We start from the raw sequence: 19087 nt of genomic DNA on the forward strand, positions 1-19087 counted from the left end.
AAATGGACCAGCGGCAGCAGGAGTTGGCCGCGCGGATCGCCGGCCGCCGCGGCGCGGTCCGCGGCCCCTTCCGGGTGTGGCTGCACAGCCCCGAGATGTGCGAGCGGGCCGAGTCGCTCGGCGCGTTCGCCCGCTTCGACTGCAGCCTCCCCAAGCACCTGCGCGAGCTGACGCTGCTGATGGCGGCCCGCAACTGGGACGCGCAGTACTCCTGGAACGCCCACGTCCAGCAGGCGATCGAGGCCGGTGTCCCCGAGGCCGCCGTCAAGGCCATCGCGGAGAAGCGCGAGCCGGTCTTCGACAACGAGGCCGACCAGGCGTTCCACCGGTTCTGCCGGGAGATCCTGGAGGAGCACTTCGTCACCGACGCCACCTTCGCCGCCGCCCAGCACCACTTCGGCAACAAGGGCCTGGTCGACACCATCGGCGCGCTCGGCAACTTCACCATGCTCGGCATGTGCCTCAACACCTTCCAGGTCGACCTCCAGGCCGACAAGGAGCCCCCGTTCCCGGACGTCCGCGGCTACGGCCGGATCGCCCCCGACGCCGGCCGAGAGCGGCCGTGAGCACCCCGCGGGACCCGGCGGCCGGGCCCCTGGTGCGGGTGCGGGGCGTCACCAAGAGCTTCGGCGGGGCCGCCGCCCTCAAAGGTGTCGACCTCGACCTGTACGCCGGTGAGATCCACGCCCTGATGGGCATGAACGGCGCCGGCAAATCCACCCTGGTGCAGGTGCTGTGCGGCGTCCACCCGGCCGACGGCGGCACCGTCGAGGTGTCCGGGCGCCGGCAGGGCGCCCTCACCGTGCGCAAGGCCCGCAGGCTGGGCATCTCCTCGGTGCCGCAGCGCCGCGAACTGGCCATGGGCCTCACCGTCGCCGAGAACATCATGCTGGGCGACCTGCCGACCCGGGCCGGCGCCGTGCGCTGGAAGGCCGTCCGCTCCCAGGCCCGCTCCGCGCTGACCGGCCTCGGCATCGACATCGACGTCGAACGGGTCGCGGGCGACCTCACCGTCGCCGAGCAGACCATGGTCGAGGTGGCCCGCGAGGTCCGCCGGGGCGGCAAGGTGCTCATCCTCGACGAACCCACCGCCTGCCTCAGCGCCAAGGACGCCGGCCAGGTCCGCACCCTGGTGCGCAGGCTGCGCGACGAGGGCGTCGCCGTCGTCTACATCTCGCACTACATCGACGAGGTCATGTCGATCGCCGACCGGGTCACCGTGCTGCGCGACGGCGGCCTGGTCCGCAGCGCCCCGGCCGCCGAACTGGACCCGGCCTCCCTGGTGCGCTCCATGGTCGGCCGGGACGTCGTCTCCACCCGCCCCGAGCGCCCCGCGCCGAAGGACGGCCACGGGCTCACCGTCCGCGGCCTCAGCCACGGCCGGGCGCTGCGCGACTTCACCGTCGAGGTGCGCCGCGGTGAGATCGTCGCCGTCCTCGGACCGGCCGGCGACGCCCAGTCCCGCCTGTTCGACCTGCTCTCCGGGCGCCGCCGCCCCGACGCCGGCGAGGTCCGCGTCGACGGCCGCGCCGTGCCCTTCGGACGGGTCAAGGCGTCCCTCGCCAGCGGCCTGCGCTGCGTCACCGGCGACCGCCGCTCGCTCGGCCTGGTCCAGGGCATGACCGTGGACGAGAACCTGATGCTGGCCGGCGACCGCTTCGCCCGCCGCCGGCTGCACCGGTCGGGCCACCTCGCCCGCCGTGCCGCCCCGGTCCGCACCACCTACGGCGTCGTCGCCCTCACCGGCAACCCGCCCGTCGGCTCGCTCTCCGGCGGCAACCAGCAGAAGGTGCTGCTCGGCAAGTGGCTGGAGACCGAACCGGCCGCCTGCTTCCTGGAGGACCCCACCAACGGGGTGGACGTCGCCGCCATGGCCGACATCCACACCCTCGTCGACGGCCTCGCCGCACGCGGCGTCGCCGTCCTGCTGGCCTCCTCCTCCGCCGAGGAGGTCATGCGCCTGGCCGACCGGGTCGTCGTGGTGAGCGCCGGCCGCACCGTCGCCGAGCACGACATCCACGCCATCACCCGCGACGAACTCGTCGCGACCGCCCTCGGAGGTCAACCGCAGTGAGTCTCAAGACCCCGTCCGCCTCCCCGGACACCGTGGCGAGCGGCCCGCCCGGGCGCACCGCGCCCACCCGCCCCGGGGCGGGGAAGCTGCTGCACGTCCCGCACGGCGGACTGATCCTCGTCCTCGTCCTGGTCTGTGTCTTCACCGCCGTGCAGGCGGACGCGTTCACCTCCTCGCAGAACCTGCTCAACGTGCTGCGCCAGATCAGTGTGAACGCCGTCATCGCGGCCGGGCTGACCCTGCTGATGACCTCCGGCGGCATGGACTTCTCCATGGGCGGCAACGCGGCCGTCACCCTCTGCGTGGGCGCGCAGCTCCTCGACAGCGGCTGGTCCACGCCCGCCGTCGTGGTCGTCTGCCTCGCCCTCGCCACCCTGATCGGCCTGGTCAACGGTCTGGTGGTGACCTACACCCGGGTCGCCCCCTTCGTCGCCACCCTCGCCTCGGCGATGCTCCTCGACGGCGTCGCCCTGCTCGTCCTGAACGGCATGAGCGTCACCATCGGCGACAAGATGTCCGCCCTCGGCAACGACGAGATCGCCGGCGTGCCCTACCTGACGGTCGTCGCGGTGCTGGTGCTCGCGCTGACCGGCGTCACCATGCGGTTCACCACCTTCGGCCGGGACGCCTTCGCGATGGGCGGCAACGAGCACGTCGCCCGGCTCAGCGGCATCGACGTCAACTGGCGCAAGCTCGCCCTGTACGCGCTCGCCGGCGTGCTCGCCGGGCTGGCCGGCCTGATGCTGCTCTCCCGGCTCGGGGCCGCCGCCCCCAACACCGCCGGCCTGCAGACCCAGCTCACCGCCGTCGCCGCGGTGGTCATCGGCGGCACCTCGCTGGCCGGCGGCCACGGCACGATCGTCGGCACCGTCTTCGGCGTCGTCCTGCTCGGTGTCGTCGGCAACGCCCTCAACCTGCTCCAGGTCAACAGCAACTACCAGCTCGTCGTCACCGGCGGCGTCCTCCTGGTCGCGGCGGTCATCAACGAGTTCCAGCGCAAGTCCGCGCCGGGCCACTGACGGCCCGGCGCCGTTTTCCCGTTCACCTACGCAAGCACCTTCTCTTCGACGACGCAGGAAAGGCCCCACACCCATGAAGTCCAGCACCCGCTCACGCCGCACCGTCGCCGTCTCGCTGGCCGGCACCGCGGCCCTGCTGCTCGCCGGCTGCGGCTCGGGCGACGACAGCGGGGGCGCCGCGGACGGCGCCAGGTCCCTCGGGTTCGTCAACGGCTCCAACACGCACTTCCACACCTGTCTGCTCAAAGCGGTCGAGCAGGAGGCGAAGACCCAGGACGCCAAGGTCTACTCGGCCAACTCCAAGCAGGACGCCGGGACCGAGCTGTCCAACATCGAGGACATGATCTCCCGCGACGTGGACGCGCTGATCGTGCAGACCGTGAACGTGGACGCCCTGGAGGGCGACATCGCGAAGGCGAAGAGCGCGGGCATACCGATCTACCTCACCTCGGTCGCCACCTCCGACATGGACGACGTCCTCGGCGCCGCGGTGGTCGACCTGAAGAAGGTCGGCGCGCTGGACGCCGGGTGGATCGAGAAGGACGCGGCCGGCAAGGCCGCGACCGTCGGCATCGTGGCCGGCGCCCCGGGCGCCGCCTCCGACCTCCTGGTCGGCGGCTTCGAGGACGCGCTGCCGAAGACCGCGAAGGTCGTCGCCAACCAGCCCGGCATGTTCAACCCGGCCAAGGCGCAGGACGTCGCCGAGAACATGATCCAGTCCCACCCCGACCTGGACTACGCCTTCGTCGCCAACGAGGAGATGGCCTTCGCGGTGCGCAAGGCGTTCGACGCGGCCGGCGCGAAGGACGTCAAGATCGTCTCGGTGAACGGCACCGAGGAGGGGGTCGCCGCCGTCGAGGACGGCCGCCTCGCCGCCACCGTCGCGAACTCGGCCCTCACCATAGGGCAGACCGCTGTGAAAAGCGCCGTCGGCCTGCTCGACGAGAAGCAGGGTGTTGACAAGATCTCTGACATTCCTCTTGTCTTGGTCACGAAGGACAACCTGAGCGAGGCTCCGCAGTACTGCCCGAAGTAGGGCCCCACCGGGAACCGGCGCCGCTCTCACCGTGTCTGAGCCGCACACGTTCCGCCGCCTCGCCGACCGCCCCGCAGAGCCGCTACCGGGGCGGGCCGGCGCTGCGGCGGGCCCTCGCTCCCCGTCCGCGACGCCGGTCGGCCGGGAGCAGCCTTCGGAGGTAGAACATGGATCGCCTGCTCCTCATGCACAGCTTCGTCACCGTCGCCCAGGTCGGCAGTTTCAGCGGAGCCGCCAAGAAACTGGGCTCGTCGGGCTCCCTGGTCTCCCGGCACGTCGCCGAACTGGAGCGCCAGGTCGGGGTCCGGCTGGTGAACCGCACCGCCCGCTCGGTGAGCCTGACCGAGCCCGGACAGCGGTACGCGGAGTTCGCCGCCCGCATCCTGGACGAGATCGAGGCGGAGGACGCCGGCATCGCCCAGTCGCACGACCGCGCCGAAGGCACCCTCAGCGTCATCTGTCCCAAATGGATCGGCAGCCTCGATCTCGGCGACGCCATCGCCGCCTTCTCCGCCGCCCATCCCAAGATCCACATCCGCTTCGAACTCGGCGGCATGTCGGACCGCACCTACGACTTCCTCGACAGCGGATTCGATGTCGCCTTCCACACCCGGGACCTGCGCGACTCCAGCGTCCGCCTGAAGAAGATCTCCTCGCTGCCCTTCGTCCTGTGCGCCTCCGAGGAGTACGTCGAGCGGCACGGACCGCTGGAGCACCCCAACGACCTCGCCGCCCACGACTGCCTGGTGCACGTCAACGACCCGGTCTGGCGGATCGGCCACGGCCACGCCAGCACCCTGCACAAGATCCGCAACATCGCCTTCTCGTCGAACTCCTACATCGCCCTGCACAAGGCCGCCGTGCACGGCCGCGGCATCGCCCTGCTGCCCCAGCGCCCGGTCCACGACGACCTCGACTCCGGCGCCCTCAAGGCGCTGCTCCCGGAGCTGGCGGTGCCCGAACGGCCGCTGTACGCGATCTACGGACCCGGCCAGGACACCCCGCGCAAGGTCAGCGTGTTCCTGGACTTCCTCGCCGAGTGGTTCTCCCAGAACCCGATCCCGGCCGGCCGGCCCTGAACCCTCGCACTCCCCGGCGACCACGGCGCAAGAAACGATTGCGACTTGCGTGGACCTCGGGCCATTGAGGCCCCCGCGCCCGCAAACCTACGCTCACCAGGCGAGACGGAAACGAGGAATCCATGGGAATCCAGCGCATCGAATCGGTCACCTACAGCATCGACGACCTCGGCGAATGCGTCCGCTTCTTCGACGACTTCGGGCTCCACCAGGTCGAGCTGACCGACGAACACGCGGTCTTCGAGACGCTCACCGGGCAGACCCTCCACCTCGACACCGACCCGGGCCCGCTGCTGCCCGCCCCCGTGGAGGACGGTCCCACCCTGCGGGAGATCGTCTGGGGCGTCGACACCCAGGACGAACTGGACCGCCTGGTGGCCGCCGTCGCCCGCGACCACCCGGTCCGCTCCGGCGCCGACGGCGTCCACCACACCGTCGACCGCAGCGGCTTCGGCGTGGGCCTCACCCTCGCCCGCCCGAAGCGGGCGCCCGTCGCGCCCCGCCCGGCCAACACCCACGGCAGCGTCAACCGCTGGAACGAGGCCCTCACCCCCCTCACCCGCGCCCACCCGCTGCGCATGTGCCACGTCGCGCTCAACATCGCCAAGGAGGGCCGGGACGAGGCCGTCGCCTTCTACACCGGCCTGCTCGGCTTCCGCCCCACCGACGTGGTCGAGCCCATGGGCGTCTTCATGCAGGCCCCCGGCGACGACGACCAGCACACCATGCTGCTCTGCCACCGCCCCGACCGGGTCTGCGTGAACCACATCGCGTACGAGGTCCCCGGCTTCGACGACGTGATCGAGGGCGGCAACCACATGATCGAACGAGGCTGGCGGGAGGCCCGCAGACTGGGCCGGCACACCGTCGGCTCCAACGTCTTCCGCTTCCTGCACGCCCCCTGCGGCGGACGCGTCGAGTACGCCGCCGACATGGACCGGGTCGACGACACCTACCGGACCCGCGTGCACGAGACCACCCCGCCGCACCACATCTGGGCCCTGCGCACCAACCGTGACCAGGACGCCCCCGCCTCGTCCTGACCCCTGAGAGGGCATTCACCCATGAGCACCGACCACGGCCACCCCGCCGTCCGCATGTACCTCGCGGGCGAGTGGGCCGAGGGCGGCACCGGCCGTACCGCCCCGATCCTGAACCCGGCCACCGAGGAGGTGATCGGAGAAGTACCCCTGGCCACCACCGACGACCTGGACCGTGCCCTCGCCGCCGCCGCGGCGGGCTTCGAGGTGTGGCGTGCCACGCCCGTCGCGGAACGCACCCGCGTCCTGCACGCCGCCGCCGACCTGATCGCCGAACGCGCCCCCGAGATCGGCCGCGTCGCCACCCGGGAACAGGGCAAGCCGCTCAAGGAGAGCGTCGGCGAGGCCCGCCGCACCGCCGAGACCCTGCGCTGGCACGCCGACGACGCCCGCCGCGCCTACGGCCGCATCATCCCCTCCGCCCCCGGCACCCTGCTGACCGTGCGGCGCGAACCCCTCGGCCCCGTCGCCGCGTTCACGCCCTGGAACTTCCCCGTCGGCGGCCCCAACCGCAAGATCTCCTCGGCGCTCTCGGCCGGCTGCTCGATCGTCCTCAAGGCGTCCGAGGAGACCCCGGCCACCGCCATGGAACTGGTGCGCTGCTACGCCGACGCCGGGCTCCCGGCCGGTGTCCTGAACCTCGTCTTCGGCGAGCCCGCCGAGGTCTCCGAACACCTCATCTCCTCCCCGGTCACCCGCCTGGTCGCCTTCACCGGGTCGGTGCCGGTCGGCAAGCTGCTCGCCGCCAGGGCCGGCCAGGAGATGAAGCCGTCCCTGATGGAACTGGGCGGCCACGCCCCCGTCATCGTCTGCGCCGACGCCGACCCGGCGCGGGCCGCCCGCAGGGCCGCGCAGGCCAAGTGGGCCAACGCCGGGCAGGTCTGCACCTCACCGAGCCGCTTCCTGGTGCACGCGTCGCTGATCGAGGAGTTCACCGCCGAGTTCGTCAAGGCCGCCGAGGCGGTCGTGACCGGCGACGGACTCACCGACGGCACCGGCATGGGCCCGCTCGCCAACGCCCGCCGGCTGGCGGCCATGGAGCGGCTGACCGCCGACGCCGTCACCCGCGGCGCCGAGATCCTCACCGGCGGCGAACGCCCGGACCGCCCCGGGTACTTCTTCCCGCCGACCGTCCTCACCGGCGTACCCGAGGACGCGGCGCTGATGACCGAGGAACCGTTCGGCCCGCTGGCCCCGGTCGTCGCCTTCGACGACCTCGGCGAGGCGCTCGCACGCGCGAACGCCCTGCCCTACGGACTGGCCGCCTACGGCTTCACCGACTCCGCCGCCACCGCCGAGCGGCTCTCGGCCGGGCTCCAGGCCGGCATCCTGTCCCTCAACCACTGCGGCGGCTCCGTCCACGAGGCCCCCTCCGGCGGCGTCAAGGACAGCGGGTACGGACGCGAGGGCGGCCCCGAGGCCCTGGACGCGTACCTGATCACCAAGCGCGTCTCCCACCTGCTGGTGCCATGAGATACGCGCGCATCTCGGTCGGCGGCCGGGCGGTCTGGGGCCGGGTGGGGGAGCGGGACATCGAGATCCTCTCCGGCTCCCCGCTGGACGCGGCCGGCTTCGACGTCATCGGCACGGTGCCGCGGGCCCGCGCGCACTGGCTGCCGCCCGTCGTCCCGCCCGTCTTCTACGCCGTCGGGATGAACTACCCCCGGCACATCGCCCACGCCGGCGCCGCCACCCCCGAGCGCCCCGAGGTCGGCTACCGCGCCAACAACGCCCTGACCGGCCACCTCGCACCGATCGTCAAGCCCGCCGCGGTGACCGGCCGGTTCGAGGCCGAGCCGGAACTCGTGGCCGTCATCGGCCGTACCCTGCGCCACGCCACCCGCGAGGAGGCCCGCGAGGCGGTGTTCGGCTGGACCGTCGGCAACGACGTCAGCGCCCGCACCTGGCAGCACCAGGACCGCAGCTTCTGGCGCAGCAAGAACAGCGACACCTTCAAACCCATGGGTCCGTGGATCGAGACCGACGTCGACGCCCTCGCGCAGACGACCACGCTCCGCGTCAACGGCGAGCAGCGGTCCTCCTTCGCGACCGGCGACATGGTCTTCGACCCCTTCGACCACATCACCGAGCTGACCAGGCACAACACCCTGTACGCCGGTGACGTGCTGTGGATGGGCGCCGAGACCGTCTGCCCACTCGAACCCGGCGACACCGTGGAGATCGAGATCAGCGGCATCGGCGTGCTGACCAACCCCGTACACCTCGAAGGGAACGAGCAATGAGCGCAGCACCCCGCTACATCCACCACGTCAACTTCCCCACCACCGACCCCGACCGGACCGCCGAGTGGTACACCAAGGTCTTCGGGATGAAGCGGATCATGCCCAAGTCCAACACCCGCGTGGTGCTGATGACCCGGGGCAACTTCGACCTGCACTTCACCCCGGTCGAGGCGATGGAGCGGATGGCGCCCTACCACTTCGCCGTCGAGGTCGACGACTGGGACGACTTCCTCGCCCACCTCAAGGAGCTGGGCATCCGGCACACCCGGCCCATCCAGCGCCCCGAGAACCAGTCCAAGTTCTGCTACATCCACGACCCCGACCACACCATGATCGAGCTGGTCCACCACGCCAAGCGGCCCAACTAGGCGCCTCGCGCACAGGAGTTCAGGAGTTCACCCCATGCCCTACGCCGACTCCGACGGCACCTCCCTCTACTACGAGCGCCACGGCGCCGGTCCGGCGATCCTGTTCGTGCACGGCAGCGGCGGCCACCACGCCGCCTGGTGGCAGCAGGTCGCCGCCCTGCGCGAGGAGTTCACCGTCGTCACCCTCGACCTGCGCGGCTTCGGCAAGTCCGACAGCTCCATGCCCGAGTTCGACGGCCAGGACTTCCCCGGTGACGTCGTCGCGGTCCTGGACGCCGAGGACCTCACCGACGTCATGCTGGTCGGCCAGTCCATCGGCTCGGTCGCGGCCCTGCGGGCCGGCCTGCTGCGGCCCGAACGCGTCTCCTCCGTCGTGCTCGGCCACTCCCTGGGCGGCATCAGCCACCCCGAGCTGAAGGAGCTGGCCGCCGCCGACCGCGCCGAGGCCGTCAAGCTGCCGGTCATCGACCGCCTGCTGACCAAGCCGTTCCAGACCGCGCGCGCCGACCTCACCTTCCTCTTCCAGCAGATGGGCACGTTCAACGTGGCCAGGATGCAGGACCTGCGCAACCTCGACACCGACGGCCCCTCCCTGGAGGAGATCGGGGCGTCCGGCGTCAAGGTCGCCTTCCTCGCCGGCGAGAAGGACGCGGTCCTCGGCGTCAAGACGGTCACCCGCGCCCACGAACTGCTCCCCGGCTCGCACCTGGAGATCGTCCCCGGCGCCCCGCACTCCATGTACTGGGAGACGCCCGAGCCGTACAACGCGGCCGTCGCCCGGCTGCGCCGCACCCTCACCGCCCCGAAGGAAGCCGTATGAGCAACGTCAGCCTCGCCGCCGCCGAGGAGATCATCGCCGCCGCCCACCAGCGCGCCCAGGCGATCGGCAAGGCGGTGAGCGTCGCCGTCGTCGACGCCGGCGGCTTCGTCGTCGCGGTCCGGCGCCCGGACGGCGCCCGCCCGCTCACCCCGGACATCGCCCGCGCCAAGGCGTACACCGCGGCCGTGATGCGGCGGCCGGGCCGGATGCTGAAGAAGTGGCAGGAGAGCCAGCCCGTCTTCTTCTCCCAGCTCTCCCAACTGCCCGGCGCCGCCATGCCGATCCTCGCCACCGAGGGCAGCGTCACCATCCAGAAGGACGGTGAGGTCATCGGCGGCCTCGGCATCGCCGGCGGCACCGCCGACGAGGACCAGGTCATCGCCGACGAGGTGCTCGCCGCCCTCGGCTACGAACTGGAGTTCGACGCCTGGGGTGTCGCGGGCAAGCCCGCCGGAACGGAGAGCTGACCATGGCGGACACGTTCAACTACCGCATCGACCACCACGGCAGCCTGGTCCGCCCGGCCGGCCTCGTCCCCGGCGACCCGGAGTCCGTGGCGGACGCCGTCCGCGAGGCCGTCACCCTCCAGCGCAGGCTGCGCTCCACCGTCGTCACCGACGGCGACTTCCCCCGCGCGGACTTCCGCGGTGCCGTCCTCGACCACGTCGACGGTTTCCGCCGCACCGACGAGCGGGGCCCCGACGGGCTGGTCCGCTGGGTCGCGGAGGCCCTGCCCAAGGCGGCCGGGCCGCTGCTCGACGACTGGGCCGCCCGGCTCGCCGAGCTGACGGTGATCGCGCCGAAGGCGACGCTGCCGTCCCCGGCGTACCTCGCCGCCACCACCTTCGAGCCCGGCCGCGGCCCGGCCTCCGCCCGGGAACTGGGCGAGGCGCTCGCGGAGATCGTCCGGGCCGAGATCGCGCTGCTGGTCTCCCGGGGCGTCCGCCTGATCCAGCTCACCCACCCGCTCCTGCTCGCCCAGGTCGCCACCGCCCCGGCCGCCCCCGGCGCCCTCTCCTTCGAGGACGCCCTCGCCGTCGACGCGGCGGCGGTACGGCTGGACGAGCGCCCCGAGGGTGTACGCCTCGGTTACTGCCCCGGCTGGGCGGCGCCGGCCGAGGTCGACCGGGCCCGCGCCGAACGGCTCTACACCGCGATCCCGGCCGACCGCTGGGTGCTCCCCTTCGACCAGGGCACCGAGGCCGAGACGGAACTGGTCCGGGTACTGCCCGAGGAGCGCGACTTCTGCCTGGGCGTCGCGGACGCCACCCGGCCCGAGGTGGAGGACGTCGACACGGTGATGTCCCGTATCGACCCCCTGGAGGCCTTCAAGGACCTGGAGGACGGCGCCGTCTCCCCGTCCCGCGGCTTCGCCGACGTGGCCGGCCGGCCGCTGCTGAGCGCCGACGACCAGAACCGGAAGCTCGTCCTGGTCGAGACGGTCGCCCGCTACTGCTGGGGCAACGAGTTCTGAGGCACCGGCACCGGAACCGGCACGAGGCGAAGGGCCGGGGAGCACACGCTCCCCGGCCCCGCGGCGCGTCCGGTTCAGAGCACCTCGGCGAAGGTCACCGACCGGTCCGTCAGCAGCGGCCACACCGTCTCCACGATCTGCTCCGTGAAGTGCGGCGCCGCCTTGTGCGCCTCGAAGCCGGCGGTGTCGTCGTAGCGCTCGTAGAGCAGGAACCCGCCCGGCTCGCCGGCCACCGCGTGCACCTCGTACGACTGGTTCGCCGGTTCCGCGCGGGTCGCCGCCCGCGCCTTCAGCAGCGCCTCGCGCACCGCCGCCTCGTTCTCGGGTGCGCAGCGGTACTGGGCGACGACTGCGTAGGCCATGTTCGTCTCTCCTCGGTCGTACTCGGTCGTACTCGGTCTTACTCGGTTGTGCGTGGTCGTACTTGGCCGGTGGTGGCGGCGGTGGCGTGGGGGCCGCCGGCCGACCGGCCGATTCCAGCACGGTTCACCCGCCGCCCGGCCCGCGCGCGGCGCAACCAATGCCTGCCGCCGCCGGGCTGGTGGACCCGCCCCGGCATGGTGTGTGGTCGCATCCGGCCCCGCAAAGCCGACCCGCTGGGACCGCGGGCACCCGCACCGCGGTCGACGAAGGAAGTGATCTGATGCGCAACCTCGAAACGCTCCTGGGCGGAGAGTGGGTGACGACCGGCGAGTGGATCGACGTCCACGACCCGGCCGACGTCCGCACCCCCGTGGCCCGCGTCCCGGCTCTCTCCGCCAAGGACGTCACCCGCGCCTGGGACCACGCCGAACGGGGTTTCGCCGTCTGGAAGCGCACCAGCCCCTTCGAGCGGGCCCGCGTCCTCACCGACGCCGCCCGGCTGCTCCGCGAGCGCCTCGACGACATCGCCGCCGACGTCACCGCGGAGAACGGCAAGACGCTGGCCGAGGCGCGCGGCGAGGCCGGCAAGGCCGCCGACTTCCTCGACTACTACGCCGGCCTCGCCCGCCAGGGCTACGGCACCCTGCTCCACGACGCCCGCCCGAACACCCGTACGCACACCCAGCGCGAGCCGCTCGGCGCCATCCTGGTGATCAGCCCCTGGAACGACCCGCTGATCACCCCGGCCCGCAAACTCGCCCCGCTGCTCGCGACCGGCAACGCGGCGGTGTTCAAGCCCGCCACCGACACCCCGCTGTCCGGACTGCACTTCGCCCGCGCGCTGCACGACGCGGGCCTGCCGGCCGGGGTCCTGAACGTGGTCACCGGCCGCACCCGCGAGATCGAGGAGGCCCTGCTGGACGACGCGCGGATCGCCGGCCTCACCTTCACCGGCTCCAACGAGGTCGGCAACACCATCCGCCGCCGTCTCGGCGACCGCAACGTCCGCTTCCAGGGCGAACTGGGCGGCAAGAACGCCTCCGTGGTCCTGGGCGACGCCGACCTGCCGGCCGCCGCGAAGGCCGTCGCCGCCGCCTCCTTCGGCCAGGCCGGACAGCGCTGCACCGCCACCAGCCGGGTCGTCGTCGAGCGCGCGGTGTACGAGGAGTTCACGCGACTGCTGGTCACCGAGGTCGAGGCGCTCACACTGGGACCGGGCAGCGACCCGGCGACCACCCTCTGCCCGCTCTCCAGCCCCCGGCAGCGCGACAGCGTCCTCGCCGACCTGGAGAAGGCGGTCCGGGAGGGGGCCCGGGTGCTCACCGGCGGCGAGGCCGACACCGAGGGCGAGCGGGCCCACGGCTGCTACGTGCGGCCGACCGTGCTCGGCGAGGTCACCCCCGACATGGCGCTCTGGCGCGACGAGGTCTTCGGCCCGGTCCTCGCCGTCCGCGCGGTGGACGGCTTCACCGAGGCCGTCGCGGCGGTCAACGACTCCGTGTACGGTCTGGCCGCCGCCGTCTTCACCCGGGACATCGGTGCCGCGTACCGCTTCGTGGACGAGGCCGAGTGCGGTCAGATAGCGGTCAACCACCCCACGCCCGGCTGGGACGTGCACCTGCCCTTCGGCGGCTTCCACGACTCCGGCACGGGCTACAAGGAGCAGGGCGACGAAGTCCTGCGCTTCTCCACCCGCGTCAAGACGGTCGCCATTCACTTCGGCGCCTGAGCGACGCGGGGGAGCGGCGAGAACAGAGAGGAGGACACCGATGGCTGACGAGACGGTCGGTATCGTCGGTGCCGGAATCGTGGGCCTGGCCCTGGGGCGTGAGATCACGCTCCGGCGCCCCGGCACCCGGGTCGTGGTGTTCGAGAAGGAGCGGGCGGTCTCCCTGCACCAGACCGGCCACAACTCGGGCGTCGTACACGCCGGCATCTACTACACCCCCGGCAGCCTGAAGGCGGACCTGACCGTGCGCGGCGTGGCGCTGCTGCGCGAGTACTGCCAGGACCGCGGCGTGCCGTACCAGGAGATCGGCAAGCTCGTGACGGCGGTCCGCCAGGAGGAGCTGGGCCGGATGGAGAACCTCTACCGGCGGGCCAAGGACAACCACGTGCCCGACCTCCGCAAGGTCTCGAAGGACGAGATCAGGGAACTGGAGCCGCACGCCGGCGGCATCGCCGCCCTGCACTCCCCGCGCACCGCGATCACCGACTACCCGGCGATCGCCCGCGAGTTCGCCAAGGACATCACCGGCTCCGGCGGCGAGGTCGAACTCGGCTTCCCGGTCACCGGCATCACCCACGTGCCCGGCGGCATCGAGGTCGCCTCCGGACAACAGCGCGTGAAGGTCGACCGGCTGATCCTCTGCGCCGGACTCCAGTCCGACGCGGTGGCGAAACTCGCCCAGGACAAGGCGGAACCGCGGATCGTCCCGTTCCGGGGCGAGTACATGCTGCTCAAGCCGGACCGCACGCACCTCGTGCGCGGCCTGATCTACCCGGTGCCCGACCCCCGCTACCCGTTCCTCGGCGTGCACTTCACCCCCCGCGTCGACGGCACCGTCGAGGTCGGCCCGAACGCCGTGCTCGCCCTGGCCAGGGAGGGCTACACCCTCACCAGGGTCTCCCCGCGCGACCTGCTCGGCCTCGCCGGCTACCCCGGTTCCTGGAAGATGGCGGCCCGGCACTGGCGTACCGGGATCAAGGAGTACCGCGGTTCGCTGTCCACGACCGCCTTCATGCGGGACGCGGGACGTTACGTCCCCGGAGTCGGCGCCCGTGACGTGGTGCGCGGCGGGGCGGGCGTCCGGGCCCAGGCACTGGACCGCGACGGCACCCTCGTGGACGACTTCCGCATCCATCAGGTCGGCCGGATCACCGCCGTGCGCAACGCGCCCTCACCGGCCGCCACGGCCTCCATGGCCATCGCCGAGCACCTCGCCACCGCCGTGTTCGGCGACGCCTGACACCTGCGGCCCGGCACCTGGGCCCGACGCCCCGGGCAAGCTGAAAATGCCTGCTCGCAGCGGTCCTCACGCGCAACAACAGCTTGCGTCCCGGGCTCTCGGCAACTCCCCGCGCCGCGCCTAGCGTTCCTCCCGCACCACCTCACCACCGCCCGCAAGAAGGAGAGCCCGACATGTTCGTCGTCGACACCCAGATCCACATCTGGAAGGAAGAGACCCCGGACCGCCCCTGGGTCCCCGGCGCCCGCGAGCGCATCCGCCTCAACGGCCACCGCGAGGAGGCCTTCTCCTACCAGGAGGCCCTGGAGCTGATGGACGAGGCCGGCGTCAACCGCGCGCTGATCCTCCCGCCGTCCTGGGAGGGCAACCGCATCGACTACGCCCTGGAGGCGTGCGAGGCCCACCCGGACCGCTTCGGCATCATGGCCCGCGTCCCGCAGGACAACGAGGCCGAGGGCACGGCCATGCTGAAGGACTTCGCCCAGAACCCGCACATCAAGGGCACCCGGCTCACCTTCCACCGCCCGCAGGACCGCAACTGGATGATCGACGGCACCAACGACTGGTACTGGCCGGTCGCCGAGGAACTGCGCGTCCCCACGATGGTCCACGCCCCCATCTGGAAGCGGGAACTGGGCGAGATCGCCGCCAAGCACCCCGAGCTGAAGATCATCATCGACCACATGGGCATCATGGCCCGCTGCGTCGACGACGCGATCGGCTACTGGGTCGCCGAGACCGCCGACCTGGCCGCCCACCCCAACATCTACGTGAAGGTCTCGGCGCTCCCCGGCTACTCCACCCAGCCCTTCCCCAACAACAACATCCAGAAGTACGTCCGCGAGATGGTCGACAAGATGGGGCCGCAGCGCTGCTTCTACGGCACCGACATCACCCGGCTCCTCGGTCACGGCATCACCTACACCGACACCATCGAGCAGTTCACCAAGCACTGGGACTTCACCCCCGAGGAACTTGAATGGATGATGGGCCGCGGCATCTCCGAGGTCCTGAACTGGCCGTACGAGGGCTGAGGAAGCACACGAGATGACCCACAGCGACAACAGGCCGGGCGCCGACGGCGGTGATGCCTTCGTAGCCGCCTTCCGCGCCGCCGGCGCCGACTACCTCTTCTGCTCATCGGGATCCGAGTGGGCCCCGGTGTGGGAGTCCCTGGCCCGCCGCCACCGCGACGGCGACCCGGCGCCGACGTACCTGGACCTCACCCACGAGACGGTGGCGGTCGGCATGGCCACCGGCTACGGCCTGCTCGCCCGCCGCCCCCAGGGCGTGCTGCTGCACGCCGCGCCCGGCCTGCTCCAGGGTTCCATGGCCGTGCACGGGGCGCTGCTGGCCGGCGTCCCCATGGTGGTCGCCTCCTCGGAGTCGACCACGTACGGCGACGGCGACGGCCAGGACCCGGGCGGCCAGTGGTACCGCAACCTGTCCATCGTCGGCGGGCCGCACCACGTGGCCCAGCCGTTCACCAAGTGGGCCAACGAGGCCGCCGGCATCCACACCCTGCCCACCATGATCACCAGGGCGGCGGAGCTGGCCTGGCGGGCCCCGGCCGGCCCCGCCTACCTCAACGTGCCGCTGGAGATCCTGCTGGAGGAGTGGGACGGCCGCGAGGCCAAGCCCGTCGTCCCGCCGGGCGCCACGCACTCCTCGCCCGAGGAGGTCGACCCGGTCGCGCGGATGATCCGCGAGGCCGAGAACCCGGTGATCGTCACCGAGACGGCCGGCCGCGAGGCGGGCGGCTTCGAGGCCCTGCTCGCCTTCGCCGAGGCCTGGCAGATCCCGGTGGTCGAACCGGACTCGGCGGTGTGCGCGAACTTCCCCCGCACGCACCCCCTGCACGCCGGCAGCGACATCGGCCCCTGGATGGACGAGGCGGACCTGATCCTCCTGGTCAACTGCCGCGCACCCTTCTACCCGCCGAGCCGGAAGCCGTCGAAGGCGAAGATCGTCGTCATCGACCAGGTGCCGCAGCGCCCGCACATCGTCTACCAGGTGCTCTTCGCGGACGTGTACCTGGAGGGCAACGTCGCCAACACCCTGCGCCAGCTCGCCAAGCGGGCGAAGGACCTGGACGAGGCGGCGGTGTCCTCGCGGCGCGCGGCCCAGGCGGAGCGGCACACCGCCGAGGGGGAGGCCATCGCCGCCGCCGAGGCGAAGGCGGCCGCTGCCACGAAGACCGCCGCCGGGTCGGGGGCCGTCGCCGAGACGAAGACCACCGCCGGGTCGGGGGCCGGCGGCGGGGTGGACCCGGTGCTGGTCGCCGCGACACTGCGTGAGCTGCTCGCCGGCCGGGACGGCATCGTCGTCGACGAGACCATCACCCACAGCCGGGTGGTCAAGCGCCACCTGCGCACCGACGCCCCCGACTCGTACTTCTACGTGCAGGGCGGCCTCGGCCAGGGCATCGCGGTCGCCCTCGGCGTCAAGCTGGCGGCCGGGGAACGCCCGGTGGTCCTCACCGTCGGCGACGGCGCCTTCACCTACAACCCGGTGATCCAGTCCTACGACGCCGCCCGGTCCTACGACCTGCCGGTGCTGATCGTGATCTTCAACAACCGTGTCTACAAGTCGATGAACCTCAACCACCGCCGGTTCTACCCCGAGGGCGCGGCGGCCGAGACCGGCGAGTGGCTCGGTACCGACCTGCACCGGCTGCCGCGCCTGGCGGCCTTCGCCGAACCCTTCGGCATGCACACCGAGACCGTCGACACCGCCGACGCCCTCACGCCCGCCCTGGAGCGCGCGCTGAAGGCCGTGGCGCAGGGCACCACCGCCGTCGTCGACGTCCTCGTCACCCGCTGACCCAGGAGACCTCCGCACCATGACCGACACCCCGACCCCGGCCCCGAAGCCGGGCAAGGTACGCGTCCCCGCCGACGACCTGCGCGCCTTCGCCGCCGCCCTCCTGGAGAAGGGCGGTCTGCGCCCCGAGCACGCCCGCACCACCGCCGACGTCTTCCTCTGGGCGGCCCGGCGGGGCGTCGAGTCCCACGGCGTGGCCCGCGTCCCCGCCTACCTCGACCTGCTCGCCAAGGGCGTGGCCAACGCGGACGCCGACCTCAAGGTCGAGTCGACCACCCCGGCCGCCGCCGTGATCGACGCCGACCGCGCCCCCGGCCCGGTCGCCCTCAGCCACGCCGCCGACGAGGCGGTCGAACGGGCCAGGGCCTTCGGCATCGCCTCCGTCGGCGTCCGCCGCACCGTGCACACCGGTGCCATCGGCTACTACGTCTCGAAGATCGCCGAACAGGGCCTGGTCGGCCTCGGCTTCGTCGCCGGCATGCCCAACATGGGCTACACCGGCGTCAAGGGCGCCGCCGTCGCCACCAGCCCCCTCGCCATCGCGGTCCCGGCGGCCGGCCACGCCCCGCTGCTCCTGGACATGGCCACCGCCACCATCGCGCTGGGCAAGATCCGGCAGGCCAAGGCGAACGGCACCCCGCTGCCGGAGAACGCCGCCGCCACCGCGGACGGCACCCCCACCACCGACCCCGAGCAGGCGGTCATGCCGCTGCCGCTGGGCGGCGCCAAGGGCTCCGGCATGTCGCTGGCCTTCGAACTCCTCACCAGCGTCCTGGTCGGCGCGCCGATCTTCTCCTCCTTCCACTCGCAGGACCCGGCCGGCCGCAAGCACCGCCAGAACGCCCTGCTGATCGCCCTGGACCCGGCCGCCTTCGGCACCACCGCGGAGGACTACGCCGCGGCCGTCTCCACCACCCTGGACACCCTCAAGGGCCTCCCCGTCGCCGACGACGCCGCCGGCGTCTACTACCCCGGCGAGCGCAGTGCCGCCGTGGCGGCGGAACGCGGCGAGCAGGGCATCCCGGTGGCACCGAAGGTCTGGCGCGAACTGACCGAGGCGGCCACGAAGTTCGGCATCACCCCGCCCGAGACCGCGTAACCCCGCGAGCCACATGTCGCCGGCCGACGCGAAGGGGGGACGGCCGGCGACTTCCCCCACCCGGCATACGGTAGTGTCGACCTGCGCGTTCAGGGTTCCACCCGACGCGCACCGGGACGTGGCGCAGCTTGGTAGCGCACTTGACTGGGGGTCAAGGGGTCGCAGGTTCAAATCCTGTCGTCCCGACTTGTAGAAGTCGCGGGTGAGGGCCGGTGTCGGAGGTATCCGAGACCGGCCCTCGGCATTCTTGGGGACCATCTGAGGACCAGTTGTAGATGTGTCGTCCCCGACCGGGTCAGCGGGCCATGGTGATCGGGCTGGGGGGCGTGGGCCGAGGAGTTCGTCCTGGGTCCGGTCGAGCGGCTGTGCTCGCCGTGTGGGCCGCGGCCGGACCACTGGCCGGCAGCCTGTTGCTCCGCAGCCGCGACGCGCAGCCGAAGCGAGTCGATCACGAGCGCGGTGGCTTCGGGCCCCTCACCGGCCCGGCGCCACACTCGGTCAACGATCCAGCCGACCGGGAGCGACGCCGGGCGAGCGGGTCTTCAGCATGCCGACCCGGACCCACCGTCCGCCGCCGATCGGGCGGCGGACGCCTCGGGCACGCCGGGGGCGCCGGGCACCATGGACGCCGTGGCGGCGCGGGCGAGGTGTGAACTCATGTCCTGTCCGGCTCGGACCGT

The 19087-nt window shown here is 72.3% G+C and carries 18 protein-coding genes and 1 tRNA gene; 18 read left to right on the forward strand and 1 reads right to left on the reverse strand.

Going from position 1 to position 19087, the window contains the following annotated elements:
* Nucleotides 1-2 precede the first annotated feature (2 nt).
* The 12 genes from ABEB00_RS32710 (at nucleotide 3) to ABEB00_RS32765 (ending at nucleotide 11153) form a co-directional block, all read left to right on the forward strand.
* Nucleotides 3-566: a carboxymuconolactone decarboxylase family protein gene (locus tag ABEB00_RS32710; protein WP_345624367.1), complete on the forward strand. Its 564-nt coding sequence runs from the start codon at nucleotides 3-5 to the stop codon at nucleotides 564-566.
* Entirely contained in the window at nucleotides 563-2074 is a 1512-nt protein-coding gene (locus ABEB00_RS32715) for a sugar ABC transporter ATP-binding protein (protein WP_345624325.1), read from the forward strand. The genes ABEB00_RS32710 and ABEB00_RS32715 overlap by 4 nt, the downstream gene beginning before the upstream one ends.
* Complete coding sequence (locus ABEB00_RS32720) at nucleotides 2071-3093, forward strand: ABC transporter permease (RefSeq protein WP_345624326.1); 1023 nt, start codon at nucleotides 2071-2073, stop codon at nucleotides 3091-3093. The genes ABEB00_RS32715 and ABEB00_RS32720 overlap by 4 nt, the downstream gene beginning before the upstream one ends.
* Before the next feature lie 73 nt (nucleotides 3094-3166).
* A complete protein-coding gene (locus tag ABEB00_RS32725) occupies nucleotides 3167-4129 on the forward strand; it encodes a sugar ABC transporter substrate-binding protein (protein ID WP_345624327.1) in 963 nt (320 codons plus the stop codon).
* Nucleotides 4130-4296: 167 nt separating this feature from the next.
* The gene (locus ABEB00_RS32730; protein ID WP_345624328.1) at nucleotides 4297-5208 is read left to right on the forward strand and encodes a LysR family transcriptional regulator; all 912 of its coding nucleotides are present in this window, start codon (nucleotides 4297-4299) and stop codon (nucleotides 5206-5208) included.
* 122 nt (nucleotides 5209-5330) lie between these two features.
* Nucleotides 5331-6251: a VOC family protein gene (locus tag ABEB00_RS32735; protein ID WP_345624329.1), complete on the forward strand. Its 921-nt coding sequence runs from the start codon at nucleotides 5331-5333 to the stop codon at nucleotides 6249-6251.
* A 21-nt stretch (nucleotides 6252-6272) separates the two neighbouring features.
* The gene (locus ABEB00_RS32740) at nucleotides 6273-7721 is read left to right on the forward strand and encodes an NAD-dependent succinate-semialdehyde dehydrogenase (RefSeq protein WP_345624330.1); all 1449 of its coding nucleotides are present in this window, start codon (nucleotides 6273-6275) and stop codon (nucleotides 7719-7721) included.
* Entirely contained in the window at nucleotides 7718-8491 is a 774-nt protein-coding gene (locus tag ABEB00_RS32745; RefSeq protein WP_345624331.1) for a fumarylacetoacetate hydrolase family protein, read from the forward strand. The genes ABEB00_RS32740 and ABEB00_RS32745 overlap by 4 nt, the downstream gene beginning before the upstream one ends.
* Nucleotides 8488-8859: a VOC family protein gene (locus ABEB00_RS32750; protein ID WP_345624332.1), complete on the forward strand. Its 372-nt coding sequence runs from the start codon at nucleotides 8488-8490 to the stop codon at nucleotides 8857-8859. The genes ABEB00_RS32745 and ABEB00_RS32750 overlap by 4 nt, the downstream gene beginning before the upstream one ends.
* 34 nt (nucleotides 8860-8893) lie before the next feature.
* The gene (locus tag ABEB00_RS32755) at nucleotides 8894-9679 is read left to right on the forward strand and encodes an alpha/beta fold hydrolase (protein ID WP_345624333.1); all 786 of its coding nucleotides are present in this window, start codon (nucleotides 8894-8896) and stop codon (nucleotides 9677-9679) included.
* Nucleotides 9676-10146, forward strand: coding sequence for a GlcG/HbpS family heme-binding protein (locus ABEB00_RS32760; RefSeq protein WP_345624334.1), 471 nt, complete (start codon nucleotides 9676-9678; stop codon nucleotides 10144-10146). The genes ABEB00_RS32755 and ABEB00_RS32760 overlap by 4 nt, the downstream gene beginning before the upstream one ends.
* Before the next feature lie 2 nt (nucleotides 10147-10148).
* The gene (locus tag ABEB00_RS32765) at nucleotides 10149-11153 is read left to right on the forward strand and encodes a methionine synthase II (cobalamin-independent)-like protein (RefSeq protein WP_345624335.1); all 1005 of its coding nucleotides are present in this window, start codon (nucleotides 10149-10151) and stop codon (nucleotides 11151-11153) included.
* Between the two features lie 74 nt (nucleotides 11154-11227).
* Here the strand turns inward: ABEB00_RS32765 and ABEB00_RS32770 are convergent, their stop codons facing one another.
* Nucleotides 11228-11515, reverse strand: coding sequence for a putative quinol monooxygenase (locus tag ABEB00_RS32770; RefSeq protein WP_345624336.1), 288 nt, complete (start codon nucleotides 11513-11515; stop codon nucleotides 11228-11230).
* A 281-nt stretch (nucleotides 11516-11796) separates the two neighbouring features.
* Here ABEB00_RS32770 and ABEB00_RS32775 point away from each other — a divergent pair, with 281 nt between their 5' ends.
* The 6 genes from ABEB00_RS32775 (at nucleotide 11797) to ABEB00_RS32800 (ending at nucleotide 18593) form a co-directional block, all read left to right on the forward strand.
* Nucleotides 11797-13245 (forward strand): aldehyde dehydrogenase family protein, encoded by a 1449-nt coding sequence (locus ABEB00_RS32775; protein ID WP_345624337.1) that lies wholly within the window; start codon nucleotides 11797-11799, stop codon nucleotides 13243-13245.
* Nucleotides 13246-13285: 40 nt separating this feature from the next.
* Nucleotides 13286-14485 carry an L-2-hydroxyglutarate oxidase gene (gene lhgO, locus ABEB00_RS32780; RefSeq protein WP_345624338.1) on the forward strand — a complete coding sequence of 400 codons (1200 nt, stop codon included), beginning with the start codon at nucleotides 13286-13288 and terminating at the stop codon, nucleotides 14483-14485.
* Nucleotides 14486-14658: 173 nt separating this feature from the next.
* On the forward strand, nucleotides 14659-15519 hold the full coding sequence (locus ABEB00_RS32785) for an amidohydrolase family protein (RefSeq protein WP_345624339.1): 861 nt from the start codon (nucleotides 14659-14661) through the stop codon (nucleotides 15517-15519).
* Nucleotides 15520-15532: 13 nt separating this feature from the next.
* Nucleotides 15533-17308: a thiamine pyrophosphate-dependent enzyme gene (locus ABEB00_RS32790; RefSeq protein WP_345624340.1), complete on the forward strand. Its 1776-nt coding sequence runs from the start codon at nucleotides 15533-15535 to the stop codon at nucleotides 17306-17308.
* 19 nt (nucleotides 17309-17327) lie between these two features.
* Nucleotides 17328-18407 (forward strand): Ldh family oxidoreductase, encoded by a 1080-nt coding sequence (locus ABEB00_RS32795; protein ID WP_345624341.1) that lies wholly within the window; start codon nucleotides 17328-17330, stop codon nucleotides 18405-18407.
* Nucleotides 18408-18519: 112 nt separating this feature from the next.
* Nucleotides 18520-18593, forward strand: a tRNA-Pro gene (locus tag ABEB00_RS32800).
* Nucleotides 18594-19087: the final 494 nt, after the last annotated feature.

Origin of the sequence: Streptomyces ziwulingensis, from assembly GCF_039542605.1 — a bacterium.
Classification (GTDB): domain Bacteria; phylum Actinomycetota; class Actinomycetes; order Streptomycetales; family Streptomycetaceae; genus Streptomyces; species Streptomyces ziwulingensis.

Bases quoted from the DNA above. Each gene is read 5' to 3' on its own strand.
- ABEB00_RS32710 (WP_345624367.1), top strand. From the start codon at position 3: ATGGACCAGCGGCAGCAGGAGTTGGCCGCGCGGATCGCCGGCCGCCGC.
- ABEB00_RS32725 (WP_345624327.1), top strand. From the start codon at position 3,167: ATGAAGTCCAGCACCCGCTCACGCCGCACCGTCGCCGTCTCGCTGGCC.
- ABEB00_RS32730 (WP_345624328.1), top strand. From the start codon at position 4,297: ATGGATCGCCTGCTCCTCATGCACAGCTTCGTCACCGTCGCCCAGGTC.
- ABEB00_RS32735 (WP_345624329.1), top strand. From the start codon at position 5,331: ATGGGAATCCAGCGCATCGAATCGGTCACCTACAGCATCGACGACCTC.
- ABEB00_RS32740 (WP_345624330.1), top strand. From the start codon at position 6,273: ATGAGCACCGACCACGGCCACCCCGCCGTCCGCATGTACCTCGCGGGC.
- ABEB00_RS32745 (WP_345624331.1), top strand. From the start codon at position 7,718: ATGAGATACGCGCGCATCTCGGTCGGCGGCCGGGCGGTCTGGGGCCGG.
- ABEB00_RS32750 (WP_345624332.1), top strand. From the start codon at position 8,488: ATGAGCGCAGCACCCCGCTACATCCACCACGTCAACTTCCCCACCACC.
- ABEB00_RS32755 (WP_345624333.1), top strand. From the start codon at position 8,894: ATGCCCTACGCCGACTCCGACGGCACCTCCCTCTACTACGAGCGCCAC.
- ABEB00_RS32760 (WP_345624334.1), top strand. From the start codon at position 9,676: ATGAGCAACGTCAGCCTCGCCGCCGCCGAGGAGATCATCGCCGCCGCC.
- ABEB00_RS32765 (WP_345624335.1), top strand. From the start codon at position 10,149: ATGGCGGACACGTTCAACTACCGCATCGACCACCACGGCAGCCTGGTC.
- ABEB00_RS32770 (WP_345624336.1), bottom strand. From the start codon at position 11,515: ATGGCCTACGCAGTCGTCGCCCAGTACCGCTGCGCACCCGAGAACGAG.
- ABEB00_RS32775 (WP_345624337.1), top strand. From the start codon at position 11,797: ATGCGCAACCTCGAAACGCTCCTGGGCGGAGAGTGGGTGACGACCGGC.
- lhgO (WP_345624338.1), top strand. From the start codon at position 13,286: ATGGCTGACGAGACGGTCGGTATCGTCGGTGCCGGAATCGTGGGCCTG.
- ABEB00_RS32785 (WP_345624339.1), top strand. From the start codon at position 14,659: ATGTTCGTCGTCGACACCCAGATCCACATCTGGAAGGAAGAGACCCCG.
- ABEB00_RS32790 (WP_345624340.1), top strand. From the start codon at position 15,533: ATGACCCACAGCGACAACAGGCCGGGCGCCGACGGCGGTGATGCCTTC.
- ABEB00_RS32795 (WP_345624341.1), top strand. From the start codon at position 17,328: ATGACCGACACCCCGACCCCGGCCCCGAAGCCGGGCAAGGTACGCGTC.